The sequence below is a fragment of the Streptomyces sp. NPDC038707 genome, from assembly GCF_040636485.1.
Lineage (GTDB): Bacteria > Actinomycetota > Actinomycetes > Streptomycetales > Streptomycetaceae > Streptomyces.
This window is the reverse complement of record NZ_JBEZUP010000010.1, coordinates 218,811-241,741: the sequence shown is the minus strand read 5'-3', so window position 1 is coordinate 241,741 and position 22,931 is coordinate 218,811. Positions and strand designations below refer to the sequence as shown.

Genomic DNA, 22,931 nt, shown 5'->3' with positions numbered 1-22,931 from the left:
CGGCCAGCGCCACCACTAGCCACCAGTCACAACAAAAGTTAGCCATCAATCACTAACCATCTAAGTTAGTTATCAATCACTAGCTCGCCATTCCCAGGGGGGAACAATGGCCCAGCAGACATCACCGCCCACACCGCCCACACCGCCCGCACCGCCCGGCGCCACCACGACACGCTCCCGAACCGTGTGGACCCTCCTCGTCACCAGCGTCGCCGGGTTCATGGCGGCCCTGGACAACCTCGTCGTCAGCACCGCCCTGCCCTCCATCCGCAAGGACCTCGGCGGCGCCCTGGAGGACCTGGAGTGGACCGTGAGCGCCTACACGCTCACCTTCGCGGTGCTGCTCATGTTCGGCGCCGCGCTCGGCGACCGCTTCGGGCGCCGCCGGCTCTTCATGGTGGGGCTCGCCGTGTTCACCGGCGCCTCCGCCGCCGCGGCCCTGGCCCCCGGCATCGGCTCACTGATCGCCGCCCGCGCGGTGCAGGGCGTCGGCGCCGCCGTCATGATGCCGCTCACGCTCACGCTGCTGACCGCGGCGGTGCCGGCGGCCAGGCGGGGGATGGTCTACGGCATCTGGGGCGCCGTGAACGGGCTCGGCGTCGCCTCCGGGCCGCTGATCGGCGGCAGCCTCACCGAGCACGTCTCCTGGCACTGGATCTTCTGGCTGAACGTCCCGCTCGGCCTGGCCGCGCTGCCGCTCGCCCGGATGCGCCTCACCGAGTCCCGCGGCACCGGCGCCCGGCTCGACGTCCCCGGCACCCTGCTCGCCAGCGGCGGACTCTTCGGGCTCGTCTACGGCCTGGTCCGGGGTCCCGCGGACGGCTGGACCGACTCCGTGGTGCTGACCGCGCTGACCGCCGCCGGCGTGCTCCTCGCGGGTTTCGTCGGCTACAGCTCCCGCGCCGCCGCGCCCATGCTGCCGATGCGGCTGTTCCGCTCCCGCGCCTTCTCCGGCATCAACGCGGCCAGCCTGCTGATGTTCGTCGGCATGTTCGGCTCGATCTTCCTGCTCAGCCAGTACATGCAGGGCGTCCTCGGCTACTCGCCGACCGAGGCGGGGCTCCGGCTGCTGCCGTGGACCGGCATGCCGATGCTGGTGGCGCCCGTCGCCGGGTTCCTCGCCGACCGCGTCGGCGGCCGCCCGGTCGTCGCCACGGGTCTGTTCCTCCAGGCCGCCGGCCTCGGCTACCTGGCCCTGGTGGCCACCGCCGACGCCTCCTACGCCGTCCAACTGCCCGCCCTCATCCTCAACGGCGTCGGCATGGCCCTGTACTTCGCACCGGCCGCCCACCTGGTCATGTCCAGCGTCCGTCCGCAGGAACAGGGCATCGCCTCCGGCGCGAACAACGCCCTGCGCGAGGTGGGCGGCGCGCTCGGCATCGCCGTCATGTCGTCGATCTTCTCCGCGCGGGGCGGCTACGAGTCCGCCCAGAGCTTCGTGGACGGACTGCGGCCGGCTCTGGTCACCGGCGCCGCGGTGGTCGCCCTGGCCGCGGTCGCCGCCCTGCTGGTCCCGGGCCGCCGGCGCGCGGTCCCGGCCACCACGGCGGCCGGACCGGGCCCGGCCCCGGCCCTGGAAACCGCCTCCCGCTGACCGGCGGCACCGAGCACGCGCGCGTGGACCCGCGGACGACCCCGGTCCACGCGCGCGTCTCAGGCGTCCCCCAACGCAGGCGTCCCCCAACGCAGGCGTCCCCCAACGCAGGCGATCCCCAACGCGGGCGTCCCCCAACGCAGGCGATCCCCATGTGCCCGGCCTCCCCGAAGGCAGGTGATCCTCACGTGCCCGGCCGCGTGCCCGGCTCCCTCGGTCACGTCTCGTACGCTTGGCCCGTGCAGGTACTCCACGACGCCCCCCTTGCCCCGCTGACCACCTTCCGGCTGGGCGGTCCCGCGACCCGGCTGGTCACGGCCGGCACCGACGCCGAGGTGATCGCCGCGGTGCGCGAGGCCGACGACAGCGGGACGCCGCTGCTGGTCATCGGCGGCGGCTCGAACCTGGTCATCGGCGACAAGGGGTTCGACGGCACCGCGCTGCGCATCGCCACGCGAGGGGTCGAACTGCGCGGCACCACGCTGGAGCTGGCGGCCGGCGAGGTCTGGAGCGACGCCGTCGCCCGCACCGTGGAGGCCGGGCTCGCCGGGATCGAGTGCCTGGCCGGCATCCCCGGCTCCGCGGGCGCCACGCCGATCCAGAACGTCGGTGCCTACGGCCAGGAGGTCTCCTCGACGATCACGGAGGTGATCGCGTACGACCGCCGGGCCGGCGAGACCGTCACCCTCACGAACGAGGAGTGCGCCTTCTCGTACCGGCACAGCCGCTTCAAGGCCGATCCGGAACGCTATGTGGTGCTCCGGGTCCGTTTCGGTCTGGAGGACGCGGGCGGGCTGTCCGCGCCGCTGAAGTACGCCGAGACCGCCCGCGCGCTCGGGGTGGCGACCGGCGACCGGGTGCCCCTCGCCGACGCCCGCGAGACCGTGCTGAAGCTGCGCGCCGGGAAGGGCATGGTGCTGGACCCCGAGGACCACGACACTTGGTCCGCCGGGTCCTTCTTCACCAACCCGATCCTCACCGACGACCAGTTCGCCGCCTTCCGCGCGCGCGTGCGCGAGCGGCTCGGCGACGGTGTCGAACCGCCCGCCTACCCGGCGGGGGAGGGCCGTACGAAGACGTCCGCGGCCTGGCTGATCGACAAGGCGGGCTTCACGAAGGGCTACGGCGCCGGCCCCGCCCGCATCTCCACCAAGCACACCCTCGCCCTCACCAACCGGGGCGAGGCCACCACGGAGGACCTGCTCGCCCTGGCCCGCGAGGTGGTCGCCGGGGTCCGTGAGGCCTTCGGGGTCACGCTCGTCAACGAGCCGGTGACCGTGGGCGTGAGCCTGTAACGACGGCCCTCGAGGTGGTGGCGTACCGGATCAGTACGCCACTCCGACGCCCTGCCGCACGGTCTCCTTGGCGTCGATCATGGACAGCATCGCGTGCGCGACGTCCGCGCGCGCGAGGAAGCGGGACCGGGACGGGGAGCCGCCGATCACCGTGCGGTAGCGGCCGGTGAGCGGCTTGTCCTGGAGCCGCGGCGGCCGTACGCACGTCCAGTCGGTGTCGCTGCGGGCCAGGCCGGCCTCCATCTCGCGCAGGTCGGCGTAGACGTCCTTCAGGAGCGCCGACACGATGCTCCGCACCCCGCGGTCCAGGGGGTTGTCGTGCTCGGGGGCCGGGCCGACCGGTGCGGCGCTGACCACCAGCAGCCGGCGCACGCCCTCCGCCTCCATGGCGCGGGTGATCGTACGGGTGAGCCGGGCGGTCACCCCGTCGGCCTTGCGTCCGCGCGGCCCCAGGCCGGACAGGACGGCGTACCGGCCCCGGACGGCGGCGCGCAGCTCCTCCGGGTCCTTGAGGCCGCTGCGGACGACCTCCAGGCGGTCCCCGGACACCGGGAGCCGGGCGGGGTCCCGCACGACCGCCGTGACCTCGTGACCGGCGTCCAGGGCCTGGCGGACCAGCTCCCGGCCGGTCCCCCCGGTGGCGCCGAAAACAGTGAGCTTCATGGTGACCTTCCCCGATTCCCGAGTGGCGCCCAAGGTGGGTGAGTGCTCACTCACCTACGTGCCTCCTAGAGTGAGTAATCACTTACTCATCCGTCAAGGCCGATTAGGAGTTCCATGGAGCCCGTGGAGACGAAGCCCGCGCGTGTGCGCATCCTCGACGCCGCACACGAGCTGATGCTCACCCTCGGGCTCGCCCGCGCCACCACCAAGGAGATCGCCCGCGCGGCCGGCTGCTCCGAAGCGGCCCTCTACAAGTACTTCGACAGCAAGGAGGAGCTGTTCGTACGGGTCCTCACAGAGCGGCTGCCCCGGCTCACCCCGCTGCTCGGCAGCCTCGCCGCCGCACCGGGCGGGGCCACCCTGGAGGAGAACCTCACCGAGATCGCCCGCCAGGCCGCGCTCTTCTACGAGCACAGTTTCCCGATCGTCGCCTCTCTGTACGCCGAGACACAGCTCAAGCGGCGCCACGACGACACCCTGCGCGCCCTCGGCTCCGGCCCGCACCTGCCCATCCAGGGCCTGGACGCCTACCTCCGCGCCGAACAGGCGGCCGGCCGGGTCCGCGCCGACGCCGACACCTACGCCGCCGCCTCGCTCCTCCTGGGCGCCTGCGCCCAGCGGGCCTTCGCCTACGACGCCACCGAGACCGGGCAGCGGCCACCGGTGGACGAGTTCGCCACCCGGCTCGTACGGACCCTGCTCGGCGGCATCGGGCCCTCCCACGAGCCCGCCGGGTGACCCCGGAGACGACCCCGAAGGTGACCCCGGAGCCCACCACACCGCTCCAGGCGCCCCCGGCCCCGGCCGGCCCGGCTAGGCGGCCGGACGGGTCAGCCAGTCGTCCACGCCCGCCAGCAGCCGCTCCTTGACCTCCTCCGGCGCGGCCGAGCCCCGTACCGACTGCCGGGCCAGTTCCGCCAGCTCCGCGTCCGAGAAGCCGTGGGCGTGCCGGGCGAACTCGTACTGCGCGGCCAGCCGGGAGCCGAACAGCAGCGGGTCGTCCGCGCCGAGCGCCATCGGCACCCCCGCCTCGAAGAGGGTGCGCAGCGGCACGTCCTGCGGCTTCTCGTACACGCCGAGCGCCACGTTCGAGGCCGGGCACACCTCGCAGGTCACGCCCCGGTCGGCCAGCCGCTTCAGCAGCCGGGGATCCTCGGCGGCCCGTACGCCGTGCCCGATCCGCGCGGCGTGCAGGTCGTCCAGGCAGTCGCGGACCGACGCCGGGCCGGTCAGCTCGCCGCCGTGCGGGGCCGACAGCAGACCGCCCTCGCGCGCGATGTGGAAGGCCCGGTCGAAGTCCCGCGCCATGCCCCGCCGCTCGTCGTTGGAGAGCCCGAAGCCGACCACGCCCCGGTCCGCGTACCGCACCGCCAGCCGGGCCAGCGTGCGCGCCTCCAGCGGGTGCTTCATCCGGTTCGCGGCGACCAGGACGCGCATGCCGAGGCCGGTGTCCCGGGACGTCGTGTCGACCGCGTCCAGGATGACCTCCATGGCCGGGATCAGCCCGCCCAGCCGGGGCGCGTACGACGTCGGGTCGACCTGGATCTCCAGCCAGCCCGAGCCGTCCTTCAGGTCCTCCTCCGCGGCCTCCCGGACCAGGCGCTGGATGTCCTCCGGGGCGCGCAGGCAGGAGCGGGCCGCGTCGTACAGCCGCTGGAAACGGAACCAGCCCCGCTCGTCCGTGGCGCGCAGCCGGGGCGACTCACCGCTGACTAGGGCGTCCCTCAGCGTGTCGGGCAGCCGTACGCCGTACTTGTCGGCCAGCTCCAGCACGGTCTCTGGTCGCATCGATCCGGTGAAGTGCAGGTGCAGATGGGCTTTCGGCAGCTCAGAGAGATCACGTACACGCTCCATTCCCAGATCCTGCCGTACACCACCGCCTTCCGGGTAGCCGTTTCACCGGAGGTGGGCTCGCTCGTACACCAGAACGGGCCGCCTCCCCGCAGGGAGACGGCCCGCACGCGCGCGTGGCGGCCGGGAACTAGTCCCGCGCCTCGGCCAGCAGCTTCTGGATGCGGCTCACGCCCTCGGCCAGGTCCTCGTCGCCGAGCGCGTAGGACAGCCGCAGGTAGCCCGGCGTGCCGAACGCCTCGCCCGGGACGACCGCGACCTCGGCCTCCTCCAGGATCAGCGCGGCCAGCTCGACGGTGTCCTGCGGGCGCTTGCCGCGGATCTCCTTGCCGAGCAGCGCCTTGACCGAGGGGTAGACGTAGAACGCGCCCTCGGGCTCCGGGCAGACCACGCCGTCGATCTCGTTGAGCATCCGCACGATGGTCCTGCGGCGCCGGTCGAACGCCTCGCGCATCTTCGCCACCGCCTCCAGGCCGCCCGAGACGGCGGCCAGGGCGGCCGCCTGGGCCACGTTGGAGACGTTGGAGGTGGCGTGCGACTGGAGGTTCGTCGCGGCCTTGACGACGTCCTTCGGGCCGATGACCCAGCCCACCCGCCAGCCGGTCATGGCGTACGTCTTCGCCACGCCGTTGACCACGATGCACTTGTCGCGCAGCTCGGGCAGCAGCGCCGGCAGGGACACCGCGGCGGCGTCGCCGTAGACCAGGTGCTCGTAGATCTCGTCGGTGAGCACCCACAGGCCGTGCTCGAGGGCCCAGCGGCCGATCGCCTCGGTCTCGGCCTCGGTGTAGACCGCGCCGGTGGGGTTGGACGGGGAGACGAACAGGACGACCTTCGTCCGCTCCGTGCGCGCCGCCTCCAGCTGCTCCACCGAGACCCGGTAGCCGGTGGTCTCGTCGGCGACGACCTCCACCGGGACACCGCCGGCCAGGCGGATGGACTCCGGGTACGTCGTCCAGTACGGCGCCGGGACGATGACCTCGTCGCCCGGGTCGAGGATCGCGGCGAAGGCCTCGTAGATGGCCTGCTTGCCGCCGTTGGTCACCAGGATCTGGGAGACGTCGGGCTCCCAGCCGGAGTCGCGCAGCGTCTTGGCGGCCAGCGCGGCCTTCAGCTCGGGCAGGCCGCCGGCCGGGGTGTAGCGGTGGTACTTGGGGTTCTTGCAGGCCTCGACGGCCGCCTCGACGATGTAGTCCGGGGTCGGGAAGTCGGGCTCACCGGCGCCGAAGCCGATCACCGGACGCCCGGCGGCCTTCAGGGCCTTGGCCTTGGCGTCGACGGCGAGGGTCGCGGACTCGGAGATCGCGCCGACTCGGGCGGAGACCCGGCGCTCGGTGGGAGGGGTTGCAGCGCTCATGCGGCCCATCGTTCCAGACCGGAAATGCCCCCGGCACACGGGTTTCACAGACTGAACGGTCAGGGGCCGAGGGGTGAACACGGATCCGAATCCGGCCTCCGGCCTGGACGATCTTCCTATCCGCGGTCCCGACGGGCACTTTCTGTTCGACGCCGGGCCCCGGACCACGTACACTCTCACCTCGTTGGCCTTCGGGCGGCCGCCGTCGAGCCGGTGCACATCGGGCACCCGGTCGGATGCGGTACGTTGGGGGACACACAAAGGGTCGTAGCTCAATTGGTAGAGCACCGGTCTCCAAAACCGGCGGTTGGGGGTTCAAGTCCCTCCGGCCCTGCTACACACACCGCCAGGATGTGTGCGCATGTACGTACAGCAATGCACCGCCGTGCGGCTCAGAAACCGGGCGCGGCACGGCCACGACCCGGGATCAGGTGAGGACTATGACGGACGCCGTAGGCTCCATCGACACGCCTGACGCCCAGGACGAGGTGCCCGAGTCCAAGAGGGCCCGCAAGGGCGGAAAGCGCGCCAAGAAGGGCCCGCTGAAGCGCCTCGCCACCTTCTACCGCCAGATCATCGCGGAGCTCCGCAAGGTCGTCTGGCCGACGCGCAACCAGCTGACTTCGTACACCACCGTGGTGATCTTCTTCGTCGTCATCATGATCGCTCTGGTGACCGTGATTGACTATGGGCTCGACCACGCAGCCAAGTACGTCTTCGGCTGAGCCAAAAGCGAAGGGCGCCGTGGTACCGGCGCCCCTTTTCGCATGTTCCACCCCTATGTATCCAGGAAGAAGCAGCCATCGTGTCTGACCCGAACCTGAACGACGACGCCACCGAGCCCCGCGGGCTGGCTGCCGAGACGGTGGACGACGAGCTCGACATCGTCGAGGGCGCGGACGACCAGGACGAGTTCGAGGCTGCCGAGGCCGAGGCGGGGGAGCCGGCCGAGGAGGCCGCCGTGCACGCCGAGGACGAATCCGAGGACGACGACGCATCCGAGGAGTCCGAGGACGAGGACGAGGGCGACGAGGCCGCCGAGGAGACCGCCGAGGCGGAGCCCGCCGCGCCGGTCGACCCGGTCGAGGCCCTGCGCGAGGAACTGCGCACCCTGCCCGGCGAGTGGTACGTCATCCACACCTACGCCGGTTACGAGAACCGCGTGAAGACCAACCTGGAGCAGCGCGCCGTCTCGCTGAACGTCGAGGACTACATCTTCCAGGCCGAGGTGCCGCAGGAGGAGGTCGTCCAGATCAAGAACGGCGACCGCAAGACGATCAAGCAGAACAAGCTGCCGGGTTACGTCCTGGTCCGCATGGACCTGACCAACGAGTCCTGGGGCGTCGTCCGCAACACCCCGGGCGTCACCGGCTTCGTCGGCAACGCCTACGACCCCTACCCGCTGACCCTGGACGAGATCGTCAAGATGCTCGCCCCGGAGGCCGAGGACAAGGCCGCCCGGGAGGCCGCCGCGGCCGAGGGCAAGCCCGCCCCGCAGCGCAAGGTCGAGGTCCAGGTGCTGGACTTCGAGGTCGGCGACTCGGTCACCGTCACCGACGGCCCGTTCGCCACGCTCCAGGCGACCATCAACGAGATCAACCCCGACTCCAAGAAGGTCAAGGGTCTCGTCGAGATCTTCGGCCGCGAGACGCCGGTCGAGCTGTCCTTCGACCAGATCCAGAAGAACTGAACGCACACCCCGGAAGCGCCCCGCCGGTCACCGGCCCGGGGCGCTTCCGCCGTGTCCGGCCCGCCGTCGCCGCCACCGTGGCCGCGGTGGCGCTCCTCGTGCTGACGTACGCCGTCTGCTTCCCGGTGGCCTGGCAGCGCACCGGGCTGCGCGGCGCCGAGCCGGTCGCCGCCACCTTCCACGACGGGTCCTGCCTCCTGGGCGGCTGCACGGTGACCTACTCCCTCGCGGGGCAGCGGGTGACGGCCGGCCTGCCGATCGGCACGCGCGCGTGGGGCCGCGCCGAGGGCGACTCCGTGTCCGTGCGGGTCGCGCCCGGAGAGCCGGAGCGGGTGGCGCTCGCCGCCGAGACCGGGCGTACGGCCGTCGCCGCGGTGCTCGCCGTGCCCGTGGGCGCGACCCTGCTCGCACTGCTCGCCGCGGCCGTGCACGTGCTGCGCGACCGGCGCCCCGAAGAGTCCGCGCGGGCCGCCTGACCTGGGGGATTTCTTGTCCCGAGGGGACAGCGGCTATCGTTGTGCGGTATGCCATCTGCGGGATCGTGCATCGGCATGGATCCGGAGTCGCAGACGGCCATCAACCTCTCAGTAAGGACCCGGAGAGAGCATGCCTCCCAAGAAGAAGAAGGTCACGGGGCTCATCAAGCTCCAGATCCAGGCCGGCGCCGCCAACCCGGCTCCGCCGGTCGGCCCGGCGCTGGGTCAGCACGGCGTCAACATCATGGAGTTCTGCAAGGCCTACAACGCCGCGACCGAGTCGCAGCGCGGTTGGGTCATCCCGGTGGAGATCACGGTCTACGAAGACCGTTCCTTCACCTTCGTCACCAAGACGCCGCCGGCCGCGAAGATGATCCTCAAGGCCGCGGGCATCGAGAAGGGCTCCGGCGAGCCGCACAAGACCAAGGTCGCCAAGATCACCCAGGCGCAGGTCCGTGAGATCGCCCAGACCAAGATGCCCGACCTGAACGCGAACGACCTGGACGCCGCCGCGAAGATCATCGCCGGCACCGCGCGTTCCATGGGCGTCACGGTCGAGGGCTGAACCCCACCTTCGTAGCAGTCATGCGGCTGCCCGCATTTCGCGGCCGCACGTGGCAGGGCCTGCTCGGCCCAGGGACCACGACTCCTTTCAGAACACACAGGAGCAAGTTGTGAGCAAGCGCAGCAAGGCTCTCCGCGCTGCGGACGCCAAGATCGACCGGGAGAAGCTGTACGCCCCGCTCGAGGCCGTCCGTCTCGCCAAGGAGACCTCCACGACCAAGTTCGACGCCACCGTCGAGGTCGCCTTCCGTCTGGGTGTCGACCCGCGCAAGGCCGACCAGATGGTCCGTGGCACCGTGAACCTTCCGCACGGCACCGGTAAGACCGCCCGGGTCCTGGTCTTCGCGACCGGCGACCGTGCCGAGGCCGCGCGTGCCGCGGGCGCCGACATCGTCGGTGCCGACGAGCTGATCGACGAGGTCGCGAAGGGCCGTCTGGACTTCGACGCCGTCGTCGCCACCCCGGACCTCATGGGCAAGGTCGGCCGCCTCGGCCGCGTCCTCGGCCCGCGTGGTCTGATGCCGAACCCGAAGACCGGCACCGTCACCCCCGACGTGACCAAGGCCGTCACGGACATCAAGGGCGGCAAGATCGAGTTCCGCGTCGACAAGCACTCGAACCTGCACTTCATCATCGGCAAGGCGTCCTTCGAGGACGACAAGCTGGTGGAGAACTACGGCGCCGCGCTGGAGGAGATCCTCCGTCTGAAGCCGTCCGCCGCCAAGGGTCGCTACATCAAGAAGGCCGCCATCACCACCACGATGGGCCCCGGCATTCCGGTCGACCCGAACCGCACCCGCAACCTCCTCGTCGAGGAGGACCCGGCCGCCGTCTGAGCCCCGGCTCGGTTCGGTAGCCGCGTCAGCGACGCGTGAACAAAAGGGCGGGCCCTGGAACCTCTCCGGTTCCGGGCCCGTCCTTTCTGTGTACGGCCTTTCGAACGACTGTCAGTGGCCTGGGCTACGGTGCAGGGCACAGGACACTCAACAGGGGTGGGAGTAGATGAAGAGCACGACCGTGCGCCGGGCGACCCTTTCCATAGCGGTGGTGGCCGCGCTGACCGGAGTGGCCGCCTGCGGCTCCTCCGACTCCGACAAGGGCGGTGACAAGGCGGCCGGCAAGGGCCCGATACACCTCAGCCCGATCGCCGCGCTGCGGTCCGTCGAGAAGTCCACCGACCAGGCCGACTCGGCGAAGGTGCGATCCACGACGTCCCTCGGCGACATCATGTCGATGACCGCGAACGGCGCGCTGACCTGGAGCGACGGTCTCAAGGGCAACCTGACCATCACCTACACCGGTGGCCAGATGGCCGAGCTGATGAAGAAGGCCGGCACCCAGTCGATGGAGGCCCGGTATATGCCGGACGCCTACTACGCGCACATGAGCGAGGCGTACGCCCAGCAGGCGGGCGGCGGCAAGCACTGGATCAAGTACTCCTACGACGACCTCGCCAAGCTCGGCGGCGCGTCCGGGTCGTACATGAAGGACCAGCTCCAGAACGCCACCCCGAACCAGTCCGTGAAGATGCTGCTGGCCTCCGGTGACGTGAAGAAGGTCGGGGAGGAGAAGGTCTCCGGCGTCCAGACCACGCACTACTCCGGCAAGATCAAGGTCGCCGACCTCGCCGACAAGACCAGCAACCTCGGCGCCGACCAGATGGCGGCCCTGAAGAAGCAGCTCAGCCAGGCCGGGGTCACCACCGAGACCATCGACATCTGGGTCAATGACCAGGACCTCCTGATCAAGAAGACCGAGAAGGCCGCGACCGCCAACGGCACCCTGAACAACACGACGTTCTACTCGGACTACGGCGTGAAGGTCACCGCCGAGGCCCCGCCGGCCGGCGACACCAAGGACTTCGGGGAGATGATGAAGTCCGGCGGCATGACCACGGGCGGCACGGGCGCGGGCACCGCAGGCACCGCCTCCTGACCCGGCCGACGCCCTCGGCCCCCTGAGCCCGCTCCCGGCCCGCGCCGGCCGGCAGGCTCCGGGGGCCCGGCCCCCTGCCCCGCAGCAGGCGCCTCTCGCGCCGCCTGTAACCGCCCCCGACCCCGGCGCCGACTACGACCCACGGCCCCGTCCCGGGCCCCAGGGGAGCCCTCCTGGCCCGCCCCAGGCCCCAGCCCGGCTCCGGCTCGCAACGCCAGTCCGCCGCAGCGCCAAGACACCTGTACGGCCCCCTCACCGACCCGCGGAGGCGGCTGGGTCAGCGGCCTTGTCCGCCCGCCTGTCATACGCCGACACACCGCCGCTGCCTGGCCCGGGCCCGGCTCCGGCAGCCCTCGCTCACTCGCGCCGCGTGTCTGCCGTCCCGTCGTGGTGTCGCCGTCGGCCCGCCGCCGTACGGCCGAAGCCAGTTCGATCAGCGCCCTTCCCCGCGCGACCGCCACGCGCCGGCTCACCGCAGTACCGACCGCCTCCCGGCCCTGGCTCCGGCTCGCGTCGCCTGTCCGCCGCAGCGCCAAGACACCTGTACGGCCCCCTCACCGGCCCGCGGAGGCGGCTGGGTCAGCGGCCTTGCCCGCCCGCCCGCCATACGCCGACACACCGCCGCTGCCTGGCCCGGGCCCGGCTCCGGCAGCCCTCGCTCACTCGCGCCGCGTGTCTGCCGTCCCGCCGCGGTGTCGCCGTCGGCCCGCCGCCGCACGGCCGGAGGGAGGTCGATCAGCGCCCTTCCCCGCGCGACCGCCACGCGCCGGCTCACCGCAGTACCGACCGCCTCCCAGCCCTGGCTCCCGCTCGCACGCCAGTCCGCCGTTCCCGTCGCGGTGTCGCCGCCGAGCCGGACAGAGCTCAGCCGGCGTCCCTGTCCGGGTCTCCGCGGCGGCGTCGGTTCACCGCCATGTCGCCTGGGGCTGGCCCGTGTCCGGCTTCGGCCCGCTCCCGCGCCCGACCCTGGTCAAGGGCCTGGAGTACGACCACGTCATCGCCGTCGAACCGGCGGCCGTGGCGGAGGCGGAGGAGCGGGGCGCGCACCGGCTGTACGTGGTGCTGACCCGGGCGGTCTCCCGCCTGGACGTGGTGCACGCCCGCCCGCTGCCGTTCTGAGACCCCGCGGGGGCTCAGCGGCCGGCGTACTCCGCCAGGTGCTCGCCCGTGATCGTGGAGCGCGCCGCGTGTCTGCCATCCCGTCCGAGGTGTCGCCGCGTTACGGCCGGAGGGGTGCGGTCAGCGTTTCCGCCCGCGCGTCCGCCATGCGCCGGCTCACCGCAGTACCGGCCGTCTCCAGGCCCCGGCCCTGGCTACGGCTCGCGCCGCGTGTCTGCCGTCCCGTGGGTTCGCCGTCGTACGGCCGGAGCCAGTTCGATCAGCGCCCCTCCCCACGCGACCGCCACGCGCCGGCTCACCGCAGTACCGACCGCCTCCCGGCCCGGCCCCGGCCCTGGCTCCGGCTCGCGTCGCCTGTCCGCCGTTCCGGCGCGGTGTCGTCGCCGGGCACCACTCCAGCGCCGGACCCAGCTCAGCCGGCGTCCCTGCCAGGTCTCCTCCATGCGCTGGCTCACCGCCGTGTCGCCTGGGGCTGGCCGGGGTCCGGCTTCGGCCCGCCCCCGCTCCCGCCGAAGTGTCCCCTCCGCCACGTGCGGCGCCGTCGGTTCGTCGCCCCGTGCCCACCAGTCTCCTCCCCCAAACGGACCGATTTGCTCAGGGACGATCCGGTCCCGTACTCTCTGGGGGAAGCCAAAGACCGCTGGTCGTTGCCGTGCGCTCGAATGAGGGCGCGGTGGCCGAAGGATCCGCTGAAAAGTGGGCGACCCGCGCAGGTGACTGTGGAAGTGCTCCCGGAGTGCGCGCGCCCAGCGTGTGCAAGGCCGGTCGAGTCCGCCCCGTGCGCCTGCGCCGGGGCGTTTCTTTTTCCCAGTCCTCCTTCGGGTCCGCGCGGTCCGAATCACCCGGAAGGAGGCCGAGGCTCTATGGCGAGGCCCGACAAGGCTGCCGCGGTTGCTGAGCTGACGGACAAGTTCCGCAGCTCCAACGCCGCCGTGCTGACCGAGTACCGCGGTCTCACCGTGGCGCAGCTCAAGACGCTGCGCCGGTCGCTCGGTGAGAACGCCCAGTACGCCGTGGTGAAGAACACGCTGACCAAGATTGCGGCCAAGGAGGCCGGGATCACGCTGGAGGACCAGCTCTTTGCTGGCCCGACGGCCGTCGCCTTCGTCACCGGTGACCCGGTGGAGTCGGCGAAGGGTCTGCGTGACTTCGCCAAGGACAACCCCGATCTCGTCATCAAGGGCGGTGTCCTTGACGGCAAGGCGCTGTCCGCCGACGAGATCAAGAAGCTTGCGGACCTCGAGTCCCGCGAGGTTCTGCTCGCCAAGCTGGCGGGCGCCATGAAGGGCAAGCAGTCCCAGGCTGCCGCGCTCTTCCAGGCGCTCCCGTCGAAGCTCGTCCGCACCGTGGACGCGCTGCGCGCCAAGCAGGCCGAGCAGGGCGGTGCCGAGTAATTCGGCTCGCATCATGACCGCCGCCTCCAGGCAGCGGTCGTAGCGGGCCGAACGTACGCCCGCCATTCATGTACATCCCGGCACCAGCCGATTTAGTGGAAGGAAAGCCATCATGGCTCTCACCCAGGACGAACTGCTCGCCGAGTTCGAGGGCATGACCCTGATCCAGCTCGCCGAGTTCGTGAAGGCGTTCGAGGAGAAGTTCGACGTCACCGCCGCCGCCCCCGTCGCGGTTGCCGCCGCCGGCGCCCCGGGTGCCCCGGCCGCCGACGCCGAGGAGGAGAAGGACGAGTTCGACGTCATCCTCACCGGTGCCGGCGACAAGAAGATCCAGGTCATCAAGGTCGTGCGTGAGCTGACCTCCCTGGGTCTGAAGGAGGCCAAGGACCTCGTCGACGGCACCCCGAAGCCGGTCCTCGAGAAGGTCAACAAGGAGGCCGCTGACAAGGCCGCCGAGGCCCTCAAGGGCGCCGGTGCCTCCGTCGAGGTCAAGTAAGACCTTCGCGACCGCCACAGCGGCCCGCTAGGGCTGTAACGCGAACGCACCGAAGGGCGATCATCCATCTGGGTGGTCGCCCTTCGGCGTTCCCCGGAGCCTGGCGAGGGCTGCCTTGCACCTGTGTTCGTGCGGGGTAAGGTGATCTTCGTCGTGTCTCCGGACGCCCCGGTTCCGGCAAGGAACCCTTGACGAACCGCACGCAGCGCGCAATTCTCAGGACGCGTCGTCACAAGGATCCGAATCCGAGGCATGGATCGACGACGAAGAGGGCAGTATCAACGTGCGTTGAGGGCAGGATGCCGAGGGCGTTGAGAGAGGCGTTGAGCACAACGAGGGTCTTCGAAAACCCGCGCTGGACATCAGTGTGCCAAGTGGCTACACTGACCCTTTGCGCTGCCTGTTAGCTGTCCCCTGCCCGTCACCAGGGGTCTGCCCTCACTTGAGCACAGTCGACCGATACCCCCCGACCTGGGGTTTCCGTCCCTGTGTGCAGGAGAGGGAACGGTACGCGCGTAGTGAGTCCGAGCCCTCGGAAGGACCCCCTCTTGGCCGCCTCGCGCACTGCCTCGACCGCGAATACGAACAACGGCGCCAGCACCGCCCCGCTGCGCATCTCCTTTGCAAAGATCAAGGAGCCCCTCGAGGTTCCGAACCTGCTCGCGCTGCAGACCGAGAGCTTTGACTGGCTGCTCGGCAACACCGCCTGGCAGACTCGGGTCGAGGAGGCTCTGGAGAACGGTCAGGACGTCCCCACCAAGTCCGGTCTGGAGGAGATCTTCGAGGAGATCTCCCCGATCGAGGACTTCTCCGGGTCGATGTCGCTGACGTTCCGGGACCACCGCTTCGAGCCGCCGAAGAACTCGATCGACGAGTGCAAGGAGCGCGACTTCACGTACGCCGCCCCGCTCTTCGTCACCGCCGAGTTCACCAACAACGAGACCGGTGAGATCAAGTCCCAGACGGTCTTCATGGGCGACTTCCCGCTCATGACGAACAAGGGCACCTTCGTCATCAACGGCACCGAGCGTGTCGTGGTGTCTCAGCTGGTCCGTTCCCCCGGTGTCTACTTCGACTCCAGCATCGACAAGACGTCCGACAAGGACATCTTCTCCGCCAAGATCATCCCGTCCCGGGGTGCCTGGCTGGAGATGGAGATCGACAAGCGCGACATGGTCGGTGTCCGCATCGACCGCAAGCGCAAGCAGTCGGTCACCGTGCTGCTGAAGGCGCTCGGCTGGACCACCGAGCAGATCCTTGAGGAGTTCGGCGACTACGAGTCGATGCGCGCCACCCTGGAGAAGGACCACACCCAGGGCCAGGACGACGCGCTGCTCGACATCTACCGCAAGCTGCGCCCGGGCGAGCCCCCCACGCGCGAGGCCGCGCAGACGCTGCTGGAGAACCTCTACTTCAACCCGAAGCGCTACGACCTCGCGAAGGTCGGTCGCTACAAGGTCAACAAGAAGCTGGGTACGGACACCCCGCTGGACGCGGGCATCCTGACCGTCGAGGACATCATCTCGACGATCAAGTACCTGGTGAAGCTGCACGCCGGCGAGACCGAGACCACCGGTGACAACGGCGAGACGGTCGTCGTCGAGACCGACGACATCGACCACTTCGGCAACCGCCGCCTGCGCAGCGTCGGCGAGCTGATCCAGAACCAGGTCCGTACGGGTCTCGCCCGTATGGAGCGCGTCGTGCGCGAGCGCATGACGACCCAGGACGTCGAGGCGATCACGCCGCAGACCCTGATCAACATCCGGCCGGTCGTCGCCTCCATCAAGGAGTTCTTCGGCACCAGCCAGCTGTCGCAGTTCATGGACCAGAACAACCCGCTGTCCGGTCTGACGCACAAGCGCCGTCTGTCGGCGCTGGGCCCCGGTGGTCTGTCCCGTGAGCGGGCCGGCTTCGAGGTCCGTGACGTGCACCCCTCGCACTACGGCCGCATGTGCCCGATCGAGACGCCCGAAGGCCCGAACATCGGTCTGATCGGCTCGCTCGCCTCCTACGGCCGGGTCAACGCGTTCGGTTTCGTCGAGACCCCGTACCGCAAGGTCATCGACGGCCAGGTCACCGACGAGGTCGACTACCTGACCGCCGACGAGGAGGACCGCTTCGTCATCGCGCAGGCCAACGCGCCGCTGACCAGCGACCTCCGCTTCGAGGAGAACCGCGTCCTGGTCCGCCGCCGCGGCGGCGAGGTCGACTACGTCGGCCCCGAGGACGTGGACTACATGGACGTCTCGCCGCGCCAGATGGTGTCGGTCGCGACCGCCATGATCCCCTTCCTCGAGCACGACGACGCCAACCGTGCCCTCATGGGCGCGAACATGATGCGCCAGGCCGTTCCGCTGATTAAGTCGGAGGCCCCGCTCGTCGGTACCGGCATGGAGTACCGCTCCGCCGTCGACGCCGGCGACGTCGTCAAGGCCGAGAAGGCCGGTGTGGTCCAGGAGGTCTCCGCGGACTACATCACCACCGCCAACGACGACGGCACGTACATCACGTACCGCCTGGCCAAGTTCGCCCGCTCGAACCAGGGCACCTCGGTCAACCAGAAGGTCATCGTCAACGAGGGCGACCGCGTCATCGAGGGCCAGGTCCTCGCCGACGGCCCGGCCACCCAGAACGGCGAGATGGCCCTCGGCAAGAACCTGCTCGTGGCGTTCATGCCGTGGGAGGGTCACAACTACGAGGACGCGATCATCCTGTCGCAGCGCCTCGTGCAGGACGACGTCCTCTCCTCGATCCACATCGAGGAGCACGAGGTCGACGCCCGTGACACCAAGCTCGGCCCCGAGGAGATCACCCGGGACATCCCGAACGTCTCCGAGGAGGTCCTCGCCGACCTCGACGAGCGCGGCATCATCCGCATCGGCGCCGAGGTCATCGCCGGCGACATCCTCGTCGGCAAGGTCACCCCGAAGGGTGAGACCGAGCTGACCCCCGAGGAGCGCCTGCTGCGCGCGATCTTCGGTGAGAAGGCCCGTGAGGTCCGTGACACCTCGCTGAAGGTGCCGCACGGCGAGACCGGCAAGGTCATCGGCGTGCGCGTCTTCGACCGCGAGGAGGGCGACGAGCTGCCGCCGGGCGTGAACCAGCTGGTCCGCGTCTACGTCGCGCAGAAGCGCAAGATCACCGACGGTGACAAGCTCGCCGGCCGGCACGGCAACAAGGGTGTCATCTCCAAGATCCTGCCGATCGAGGACATGCCGTTCCTGGAGGACGGCACCCCGGTCGACATCATCCTCAACCCGCTGGGTGTGCCGTCCCGAATGAACCCGGGACAGGTCCTGGAGATCCACCTCGGCTGGCTCGCCAGCCGCGGCTGGGACGTCTCCGGCCTGGCCGACGAGTGGGCCCAGCGTCTGCAGGCCATCGGTGCCGACAAGGTCGCCCCGCGCACCAACGTCGCCACCCCGGTCTTCGACGGTGCCCGCGAGGACGAGCTGGCGGGTCTGCTGCAGCACACCATCCCGAACCGCGACGGCGAGCGCCTGGTGCTCCCGTCCGGCAAGGCACGGCTGTTCGACGGCCGTAGCGGTGAGCCGTTCCCGGACCCGATCTCGGTCGGCTACATGTACATCCTCAAGCTGCACCACCTGGTCGACGACAAGCTGCACGCGCGTTCGACCGGCCCGTACTCGATGATCACCCAGCAGCCGCTGGGTGGTAAGGCCCAGTTCGGTGGCCAGCGGTTCGGCGAGATGGAGGTGTGGGCACTCGAGGCGTACGGCGCCGCCTACGCGCTCCAGGAGCTGCTGACCATCAAGTCCGACGACGTCACCGGCCGCGTGAAGGTCTACGAGGCCATCGTCAAGGGCGAGAACATCCCCGAGCCCGGCATCCCCGAGTCCTTCAAGGTGCTCATCAAGGAGATGCAGTCGCTCTGCCTGAACGTGGAGGTGCTGTCCAGCGACGGTATGTCCATCGAGATGCGCGACACCGACGAAGATGTCTTCCGCGCTGCGGAGGAGCTCGGTATCGACCTGTCCCGGCGCGAGCCGAGCAGCGTCGAAGAGGTCTGACGGGAGTCCGGCGGGCCCCTGACCGACCAGGGGCCCGCCGACCCCCAGGCCCCCGTACAGACCACAGACTTACGACCCTGAGAGGGATTGACGCATAGTGCTCGACGTCAACTTCTTCGACGAGCTCCGGATCGGCCTGGCCACCGCTGACGACATCCGTCAGTGGAGCCACGGCGAGGTCAAGAAGCCCGAGACCATCAACTACCGCACCCTCAAGCCCGAGAAGGACGGACTCTTCTGCGAGAAGATCTTCGGTCCGACCCGGGACTGGGAGTGCTACTGCGGCAAGTACAAGCGCGTCCGCTTCAAGGGCATCATCTGCGAGCGCTGTGGCGTCGAGGTCACCCGCGCCAAGGTGCGCCGTGAGCGGATGGGCCACATCGAGCTGGCCGCTCCCGTCACCCACATCTGGTACTTCAAGGGTGTCCCCTCGCGCCTCGGCTACCTGCTGGACCTGGCGCCGAAGGACCTCGAGAAGGTCATCTACTTCGCGGCGTACATGATCACGTACGTCGACGAGGAGCGCCGTCAGCGCGACCTGCCCTCCCTGGAGGCGCACGTCTCGGTCGAGCGCCAGCAGATCGAGAACCGCCGCGACGCCGACCTCGAGGCCCGCGCCAAGAAGCTCGAGACCGACCTGGCCGAGCTGGAGGCCGAGGGCGCCAAGGCCGACGTGCGCCGCAAGGTGCGCGAGGGTGCCGAGCGTGAGATGAAGCAGCTGCGCGACCGTGCGCAGCGCGAGATCGACCGTCTCGACGAGGTGTGGAACCGGTTCAAGAACCTCAAGGTCCAGGACCTGGAGGGCGACGAGCTGCTCTACCGCGAGCTGCGCGACCGCTTCGGCACCTACTTCGACGGCTCGATGGGCGCCGCCGCGCTGCAGAAGCGCCTGGAGTCCTTCGACCTCGAGGAGGAGGCCGAGAAGCTCCGCGAGATCATCCGCACCGGCAAGGGCCAGAAGAAGACCCGCGCCCTGAAGCGGCTGAAGGTCGTCTCCGCGTTCCTGCAGACCTCCAACAGCCCCAAGGGCATGGTCCTGGACTGCGTCCCGGTCATCCCGCCGGACCTGCGTCCGATGGTGCAGCTGGACGGTGGCCGCTTCGCGACCTCCGACCTGAACGACCTGTACCGCCGTGTCATCAACCGCAACAACCGCCTGAAGCGGCTTCTCGACCTCGGCGCGCCCGAGATCATCGTGAACAACGAGAAGCGCATGCTCCAGGAGGCCGTCGACGCGCTGTTCGACAACGGCCGTCGCGGCCGTCCGGTCACGGGCCCCGGCAACCGTCCGCTGAAGTCCCTCAGCGACATGCTGAAGGGCAAGCAGGGCCGTTTCCGTCAGAACCTGCTCGGCAAGCGTGTCGACTACTCGGCGCGTTCCGTCATCGTCGTCGGCCCGCAGCTGAAGCTGCACCAGTGCGGTCTGCCCAAGGCGATGGCGCTGGAGCTGTTCAAGCCGTTCGTGATGAAGCGCCTGGTCGACCTGAACCACGCGCAGAACATCAAGAGCGCCAAGCGCATGGTGGAGCGCGGCCGCACGGTCGTGTACGACGTCCTCGAAGAGGTCATCGCCGAGCACCCGGTGCTGCTGAACCGTGCTCCCACCCTGCACCGCCTCGGCATCCAGGCCTTCGAGCCGCAGCTGGTCGAGGGCAAGGCCATCCAGATCCACCCGCTCGTGTGCACCGCGTTCAACGCGGACTTCGACGGTGACCAGATGGCCGTGCACCTGCCGCTGTCCGCGGAGGCGCAGGCCGAGGCCCGCATCCTGATGCTGTCCTCGAACAACATCCTCAAGCCGGCCGACGGCCGTCCGGTGACGATGCCGACCCAGGACATGGTCCTCGGTCTGTTCTTCCTCACCACCGACGGCGAGCTGCGTGACACCAAGGGCGAGGGCCGCGCGTTCGGCTCCACGGCCGAGGCGATCATGGCGTTCGACGCCGGCGAGCTGGCGCTGCAGTCGCAGATCGACATCCGCTTCCCGGTGGGCACCATCCCGCCGCGGGGCTGGACGCCGCCGGCCCGCGAGGAGGGCGAGCCCGAGTGGCAGCAGGGCGACTCGTTCCGCCTGCGCACCACCCTGGGCCGCGCGCTGTTCAACGAGCTGCTGCCCGAGGACTACCCGTTCGTCGACTACTCGGTGGGCAAGAAGCAGCTCTCCGAGATCGTCAACGACCTGGCCGAGCGCTACCCCAAGGTCATCGTGGCGGCGACGCTCGACAACCTGAAGGCGGCCGGCTTCTACTGGGCGACCCGTTCCGGTGTCACCGTGGCCATCTCCGACGTCGTCGTTCCCGAGGCGAAGAAGGAGATCGTCAAGGGCTACGAGGCGCAGGACGAGAAGGTCCAGAAGCAGTACGAGCGCGGTCTGATCACCAAGGAAGAGCGCACTCAGGAGCTCATCGCGATCTGGACCAAGGCGACCAACGAGGTCGCCGAGGCGATGAACGAGAACTTCCCCAAGACGAACCCCATCTTCATGATGGTTGACTCGGGTGCCCGAGGAAACATGATGCAGATGCGGCAGATCGCCGGTATGCGTGGTCTGGTGTCGAACGCGAAGAACGAGACCATCCCGCGTCCGATCAAGGCGTCGTTCCGTGAGGGTCTGTCCGTGCTGGAGTACTTCATCTCCACGCACGGTGCCCGTAAGGGTCTGGCGGACACCGCCCTGCGTACCGCCGACTCGGGTTACCTGACCCGTCGTCTGGTGGACGTCTCGCAGGACGTCATCATCCGCGAGGAGGACTGCGGCACCGAGCGCGGTCTCAAGCTGCGGATCGCGGAGCGGGGCGCGGACGGCGTGCTGCGCAAGGCGGACGACGTCGAGACGTCCGTGTACGCGCGCTGCCTCGCCGAGGACATCGTGGTCGACGGGCAGGTGCTGGCCCCGGCCGGCACCGACCTGGGTGACGTCCTCATCGAGGAACTGGTTTCCCGCGGCGTCGAGGAGGTCAAGACCCGTTCGGTGCTGACCTGCGAGTCCGCCGTCGGTACCTGCGCGATGTGCTACGGCCGTTCGCTGGCCACCGGCAAGCTGGTCGACATCGGTGAGGCGGTCGGCATCATCGCCGCCCAGTCCATCGGTGAGCCCGGTACCCAGCTGACGATGCGTACCTTCCACACCGGTGGTGTGGCCGGTGACGACATCACCCAGGGTCTGCCGCGTGTCGTCGAGCTCTTCGAGGCCCGTACCCCGAAGGGTGTCGCCCCGATCTCCGAGGCCTCCGGTCGCGTCCGTATCGAGGAGACCGAGAAGACCAAGAAGATCGTCGTCACCCCGGACGACGGCAGCGACGAGACGGCGTACCCGATCTCGAAGCGTGCCAAGGTCCTGGTGCGCGAGGGCGACCACGTCGAGGTGGGCCAGCAGCTCACCGTGGGTGCCACCAACCCGCACGACGTGCTGCGCATCCTGGGCCAGCGTGCCGTCCAGGTCCACCTGGTCGGCGAGGTCCAGAAGGTCTACAACTCGCAGGGTGTGTCGATCCACGACAAGCACATCGAGATCATCATCCGGCAGATGCTGCGCCGCGTGACGATCATCGAGTCCGGCGACGCCGAGCTGCTGCCCGGCGAGCTGGTCGAGCGCTCCCGCTTCGAGCAGGAGAACCGTCGTGTGGTCCAGGAGGGCGGTCACCCGGCCTCCGGTCGTCCGCAGCTGATGGGTATCACCAAGGCCTCGCTGGCGACGGAATCCTGGCTGTCGGCCGCCTCCTTCCAGGAGACGACCCGAGTCCTGACGGACGCGGCGATCAACGCCAAGTCCGACAGCCTCATCGGCCTCAAGGAGAACGTCATCATCGGTAAGCTCATCCCGGCCGGTACGGGTCTGTCCCGCTACCGCAACATCCGGGTCGAGCCGACCGAGGAGGCCAAGGCCGCGATGTACTCGGCCGTCGGCTACGACGACATCGACTACTCGCCGTTCGGCACCGGCTCCGGCCAGGCCGTCCCGCTGGAGGACTACGACTACGGTCCGTACAACCAGTAAGCGAGCAGCATGAAGGGCGGCCATCCCGGTACGGGGTGGCCGCCCTTCGGCGTGTCCGGACCGCGGCCCCTCTGCTGCTCCTGTGCGGCGGCCGCGCCGTCTTCGCGTACACGGACCGCGTGCGGGCCCGAGCGGCGCTCTGTGCCGCGGTTCTGTAGCTCTGGGGGGCCATTGCGCCGACGGCCTGGATCGCCGGCGGCGGGCCGGCTGCCCTGCTACGGGAACTCGGTGGAGGTGCCGGGGGAGTGACCATGCGCACAGCCCGGGCCTGTCCGGTTGGGGTGGGCCCCATTTGTTTTGACCGCAGCGAATGAGGTAGGTACGCTCAGACCTTGTGCCTGGGGTGTGCCCTGGCTCCTGTGCGTGCCTGTAAACCGTGCGGCGAGTCACGAGCGGCCACCGTAATTCGCGCCCTTTCCGCCTTGCGGCGGGAGTCTGGCGGATTCGACACACCCGACCGCGTGGG

Annotated in this window: 16 protein-coding genes, 1 tRNA gene and 1 pseudogene; 15 read left to right on the top strand and 3 right to left on the bottom strand. The window is 69.8% G+C overall.

Annotation, left to right across the window (positions count from 1 at the left end):
- Nucleotides 1–184: 184 nt before the first annotated feature.
- Nucleotides 185–1,594, top strand: coding sequence for a DHA2 family efflux MFS transporter permease subunit (locus tag AB0E62_RS16865; protein WP_362193382.1), 1,410 nt, complete (start codon nt 185–187; stop codon nt 1,592–1,594).
- A gap of 239 nt (nt 1,595–1,833) precedes the next feature.
- Nucleotides 1,834–2,889 (top strand): UDP-N-acetylmuramate dehydrogenase, encoded by a 1,056-nt coding sequence (locus AB0E62_RS16860; protein ID WP_362193379.1) that lies wholly within the window; start codon nt 1,834–1,836, stop codon nt 2,887–2,889.
- Nucleotides 2,890–2,919: 30 nt separating this feature from the next.
- On the opposite strand, the gene AB0E62_RS16855 is transcribed toward AB0E62_RS16860, so the two are convergent.
- Nucleotides 2,920–3,552 (bottom strand): NAD(P)H-binding protein, encoded by a 633-nt coding sequence (locus AB0E62_RS16855; RefSeq protein ID WP_362193376.1) that lies wholly within the window; start codon nt 3,550–3,552, stop codon nt 2,920–2,922.
- 114 nt (nt 3,553–3,666) lie between these two features.
- Here AB0E62_RS16855 and AB0E62_RS16850 point away from each other — a divergent pair, with 114 nt between their 5' ends.
- On the top strand, nt 3,667–4,290 hold the full coding sequence (locus tag AB0E62_RS16850; RefSeq protein WP_362193373.1) for a helix-turn-helix domain-containing protein: 624 nt from the start codon (nt 3,667–3,669) through the stop codon (nt 4,288–4,290).
- Between the two features lie 75 nt (nt 4,291–4,365).
- Here the strand turns inward: AB0E62_RS16850 and AB0E62_RS16845 are convergent, their stop codons facing one another.
- Both AB0E62_RS16845 and AB0E62_RS16840 read right to left on the bottom strand, forming a co-directional pair.
- Complete coding sequence (locus tag AB0E62_RS16845; protein ID WP_362193370.1) at nt 4,366–5,406, bottom strand: adenosine deaminase; 1,041 nt, start codon at nt 5,404–5,406, stop codon at nt 4,366–4,368.
- A 127-nt stretch (nt 5,407–5,533) separates the two neighbouring features.
- Complete coding sequence (locus AB0E62_RS16840; RefSeq protein ID WP_362193367.1) at nt 5,534–6,760, bottom strand: pyridoxal phosphate-dependent aminotransferase; 1,227 nt, start codon at nt 6,758–6,760, stop codon at nt 5,534–5,536.
- Between the two features lie 261 nt (nt 6,761–7,021).
- Here AB0E62_RS16840 and AB0E62_RS16835 point away from each other — a divergent pair.
- The 12 genes and pseudogenes from AB0E62_RS16835 to AB0E62_RS16780 all read left to right on the top strand — a co-directional run bounded on the left by AB0E62_RS16835 (nt 7,022) and on the right by AB0E62_RS16780 (nt 22,465).
- Nucleotides 7,022–7,094: transfer RNA gene (locus AB0E62_RS16835), tRNA-Trp, on the top strand.
- A 106-nt stretch (nt 7,095–7,200) separates the two neighbouring features.
- Complete coding sequence (secE, locus tag AB0E62_RS16830; RefSeq protein WP_362193364.1) at nt 7,201–7,485, top strand: preprotein translocase subunit SecE; 285 nt, start codon at nt 7,201–7,203, stop codon at nt 7,483–7,485.
- Nucleotides 7,486–7,565: 80 nt separating this feature from the next.
- The gene (nusG, locus tag AB0E62_RS16825) at nt 7,566–8,450 is read left to right on the top strand and encodes a transcription termination/antitermination protein NusG (RefSeq protein WP_362193361.1); all 885 of its coding nucleotides are present in this window, start codon (nt 7,566–7,568) and stop codon (nt 8,448–8,450) included.
- An 86-nt stretch (nt 8,451–8,536) separates the two neighbouring features.
- Complete coding sequence (locus AB0E62_RS16820) at nt 8,537–8,926, top strand: hypothetical protein (protein WP_362193358.1); 390 nt, start codon at nt 8,537–8,539, stop codon at nt 8,924–8,926.
- 130 nt (nt 8,927–9,056) lie between these two features.
- On the top strand, nt 9,057–9,491 hold the full coding sequence (gene rplK, locus AB0E62_RS16815; protein WP_030601313.1) for a 50S ribosomal protein L11: 435 nt from the start codon (nt 9,057–9,059) through the stop codon (nt 9,489–9,491).
- A gap of 109 nt (nt 9,492–9,600) precedes the next feature.
- A complete protein-coding gene (rplA, locus tag AB0E62_RS16810; RefSeq protein WP_362193354.1) occupies nt 9,601–10,326 on the top strand; it encodes a 50S ribosomal protein L1 in 726 nt (241 codons plus the stop codon).
- Between the two features lie 166 nt (nt 10,327–10,492).
- A complete protein-coding gene (locus AB0E62_RS16805; RefSeq protein WP_362193351.1) occupies nt 10,493–11,425 on the top strand; it encodes a hypothetical protein in 933 nt (310 codons plus the stop codon).
- Nucleotides 11,426–12,394: 969 nt separating this feature from the next.
- Nucleotides 12,395–12,544 (top strand): annotated as a pseudogene (locus tag AB0E62_RS16800) (ATP-binding domain-containing protein); the annotation flags it as partial.
- A gap of 863 nt (nt 12,545–13,407) precedes the next feature.
- Nucleotides 13,408–13,938, top strand: a complete 531-nt coding sequence (gene rplJ / locus AB0E62_RS16795) for a 50S ribosomal protein L10 (protein WP_362193348.1) — start codon at nt 13,408–13,410, stop codon at nt 13,936–13,938.
- Between the two features lie 109 nt (nt 13,939–14,047).
- Nucleotides 14,048–14,434 carry a 50S ribosomal protein L7/L12 gene (gene rplL / locus AB0E62_RS16790; protein WP_362193493.1) on the top strand — a complete coding sequence of 129 codons (387 nt, stop codon included), beginning with the start codon at nt 14,048–14,050 and terminating at the stop codon, nt 14,432–14,434.
- A gap of 548 nt (nt 14,435–14,982) precedes the next feature.
- On the top strand, nt 14,983–18,468 hold the full coding sequence (gene rpoB / locus AB0E62_RS16785; RefSeq protein WP_362193345.1) for a DNA-directed RNA polymerase subunit beta: 3,486 nt from the start codon (nt 14,983–14,985) through the stop codon (nt 18,466–18,468).
- A 97-nt stretch (nt 18,469–18,565) separates the two neighbouring features.
- Entirely contained in the window at nt 18,566–22,465 is a 3,900-nt protein-coding gene (locus AB0E62_RS16780; RefSeq protein ID WP_362193342.1) for a DNA-directed RNA polymerase subunit beta', read from the top strand.
- The last annotated feature ends 466 nt before the right edge of the window (nt 22,466–22,931 follow it).

Excerpts from the sequence above, each read along its gene's own strand:
- AB0E62_RS16855 (WP_362193376.1), bottom strand. The coding sequence starts at position 3,552 with ATGAAGCTCACTGTTTTCGGCGCCACCGGGGGGACCGGCCGGGAGCTG.
- AB0E62_RS16850 (WP_362193373.1), top strand. The coding sequence starts at position 3,667 with ATGGAGCCCGTGGAGACGAAGCCCGCGCGTGTGCGCATCCTCGACGCC.
- AB0E62_RS16845 (WP_362193370.1), bottom strand. The coding sequence starts at position 5,406 with ATGGAGCGTGTACGTGATCTCTCTGAGCTGCCGAAAGCCCATCTGCAC.
- AB0E62_RS16840 (WP_362193367.1), bottom strand. The coding sequence starts at position 6,760 with ATGAGCGCTGCAACCCCTCCCACCGAGCGCCGGGTCTCCGCCCGAGTC.
- secE (WP_362193364.1), top strand. The coding sequence starts at position 7,201 with ATGACGGACGCCGTAGGCTCCATCGACACGCCTGACGCCCAGGACGAG.
- rplK (WP_030601313.1), top strand. The coding sequence starts at position 9,057 with ATGCCTCCCAAGAAGAAGAAGGTCACGGGGCTCATCAAGCTCCAGATC.
- AB0E62_RS16805 (WP_362193351.1), top strand. The coding sequence starts at position 10,493 with ATGAAGAGCACGACCGTGCGCCGGGCGACCCTTTCCATAGCGGTGGTG.
- rplJ (WP_362193348.1), top strand. The coding sequence starts at position 13,408 with ATGGCGAGGCCCGACAAGGCTGCCGCGGTTGCTGAGCTGACGGACAAG.